The sequence below is a fragment of the Xanthobacter autotrophicus genome, from assembly GCF_030015065.1.
Lineage (GTDB): Bacteria > Pseudomonadota > Alphaproteobacteria > Rhizobiales > Xanthobacteraceae > Xanthobacter > Xanthobacter autotrophicus_D.
The window spans coordinates 1-2,267 of the sequence record NZ_JAIVFN010000230.1 but is presented as its reverse complement, the minus strand read 5'-3'; the positions used below and the strand labels follow the sequence as shown (position 1 = coordinate 2,267).

3 protein-coding genes are annotated in these 2,267 nt (G+C 70.2%); all 3 read right to left on the bottom strand.

Annotation, left to right across the window (positions count from 1 at the left end):
• A partial coding sequence (gene ftsL, locus K9U40_RS22605) for a cell division protein FtsL (RefSeq protein ID WP_282892346.1) occupies positions 1-455 on the bottom strand: 455 nt, incomplete at its 3' end.
• Between the two features lie 5 nt (positions 456-460).
• The gene (rsmH, locus tag K9U40_RS22600) at positions 461-1,498 is read right to left on the bottom strand and encodes a 16S rRNA (cytosine(1402)-N(4))-methyltransferase RsmH (protein WP_282892345.1); all 1,038 of its coding nucleotides are present in this window, start codon (positions 1,496-1,498) and stop codon (positions 461-463) included.
• Complete coding sequence (locus tag K9U40_RS22595; RefSeq protein WP_282892344.1) at positions 1,495-1,968, bottom strand: division/cell wall cluster transcriptional repressor MraZ; 474 nt, start codon at positions 1,966-1,968, stop codon at positions 1,495-1,497. The genes rsmH and K9U40_RS22595 overlap by 4 nt, the downstream gene beginning before the upstream one ends.
• Between the last annotated feature and the right edge of the window lie 299 nt (positions 1,969-2,267).

Below are 2,267 nucleotides of genomic sequence, written 5' to 3'. Positions count from 1 at the left end.
CCCACCAGCTCCGGCGGCGGATTGGCGGGGCGCAGCGCCGAGGTGGCCGGCACGGCCGCGCCGCCGGAGCTGGTGGGGGCGGTGGGCGAGGCCGACGGCTTCGAAGCGGTGGAGGAGGTGACCAGCGGAGCGTCCACCAGCGCCTCGAGCAGGCCGCCGATGCCGTCTGAGGTGTTGGCGGGCTTCTCCGGCAAATCGTCAAGGCTGGCGATGGAATCGATGTCCAGCCGCTTCATGTCGAGGTGCCGCTCGGCCAGGCCCTGGATATAGATGGGCGAGGTGCGGCGCGCCCATTCGGCCCGCATGGCGGCGATGGCGTCGCGCTCCTTGCGGATCTGGGAGCGCAGGGTGGCGAGGCGTTCGGCTTCGGCGGTGGACGCGTATTTCAGCTGGTAGACCACCGCGGCGGTCACCAGAAGCGCGACGACCATCACGACATTGGCGACCCGGAACATGTCTTCTAGCGTCTCCGCCCGTGGCGTTGCGGTGACGGGGCGGGAAGCAGCCCCATCAGGTCACCGCCCGAATGCGCCGGGGCTTCCGTGCGCTCGGCCGCGCGAAGCTTCGCGGACCTTGCGCGCGGATTGCCTGCCACTTCGTCGGGGCCGGGTTCCACCGCGCCTTTCGCCACCAGGCGGAAGGACGGCTCCGGCCCTTCCGCTTGCGGCATGTGGCGCGAGGCGGAGGGTGCCTTTGCCCGGTTTGACAGAAAAGTCTTAACGATCCTGTCCTCTAGGGAATGGAAGGTGACCACCACCAGCCTTCCCCCTGGCCGCAAAGCCTTTTCGGCGGCCGCGAGGGCGCCGACGAGCTCGGACAGCTCCTCGTTCACGGCGATGCGCAGGGCCTGGAAGGTGCGGGTGGCGGGGTGCATCTCGCCGGGCTTCTGCCAGATGATTCGCGACACGATCTCGGCGAGCTGGGCGGTGCGCACGATGGGCGCCTCGGCCCGGGCCTTCACGATGGCCTTGGCGATGGCGCGGGACTGCCGCTCCTCCCCCAGCGTCCAGATGAGATGGGCGAGCTGCACCTCGTCGAGGTCGGCCACGAGGTCGGCGGCGGAGGGGCCGGTATCGCCCATGCGCATGTCGAGGGGGCCATCACGGCGGAAGGAGAAGCCGCGCTCGGCCTGGTCGAGCTGCATGGAGGAGACGCCGATGTCCAGCACCACGCCGTCGAGGGGCGCGAAATCGTGCTCCTGCGCCACCGCGTCGAGGCGGGAAAAGCGGTCGTTCACCAGAATGAGCCGCCCGGCGGCCTGCGCCACGAGGTCGGCGCCGGCGGCGATGGCGGTGGGGTCGCGGTCGATGGCCAGCACCCGGCAATCGGCGGTGGCGAGGATCGCCCGCGTGTAGCCTCCCGCGCCGAAGGTGCCGTCCACATAGCGGCCGGCATCCTTCGGCGCGAGGTGCGCGAGAACCTCGGCGAGCATCACGGGCAGGTGACGGGCCGGTCCGCCAGCGGCGTCGGCGGGGCCGACCCCGTGGCCCGTCGTCATGCCTTGGTGCTCCTTTGGTTCTCCGCTCGGGAGCCGATGGCCCGGCGCAGCTCGCGCACCCGTTGGGTGGCCTCCGCGAGATGCGCCTTCAGCCGCTCCGGTTCCCAGATCCGGAACTTGTGCCCCAGCCCCACGAACGCCACCTGGTCGGTGATCGCCGCATGGGCCTTCAGGGTTTCCGTCAGCACCACCCGGCCTTCCGGGTCGATGCGCAGGGTCTCGCTGGTGCCGTAGAGGGCGGCGGCCAGCTCCTCGCGCGCCTCGGAATAGGGCGGGTAGCTCTCGATCAGCGTGTCGATCTCGCCGATCAGGCGGTTTCCGCCCGCGTCCAGCGCGGGTTCGGCAAGGCTCGGATGGCAATAGAGGCCGTCCGCGCCGTCCTTGGCCAGCACCATGCGGTAGGGCGCGGGGATGGAGACCCGGCCCTTGGCGTCGAGGCGCATCGTGTAGGTGGACACGAAGCGGTCCATGGCGCCCGGGTGCCCCTCTCTTCCGGCAGGCAGCGCTCAAAGCCGCCTGCGCGACGGCGAAGGCCGTCCATCGTGTTCATGGGTAATAATGGGCTAACATGGGATTTCATGGGCGTCAACGGAATGGCATGGGCGCGGGCATGCCGGGGGCGCGCGCTGTCCTGCGCTGAAGCCGGATGGTTCCGGCTTCAGGCGAGGCATGGTTCATGACTGTGCAGGTTGGAGCACTGTCGCTGCCACAGACGCAGGCCGGCCTCCTCTCCCGCTTGCGGGGGAGGAGGCCGGCCTGCGTCTGTGGC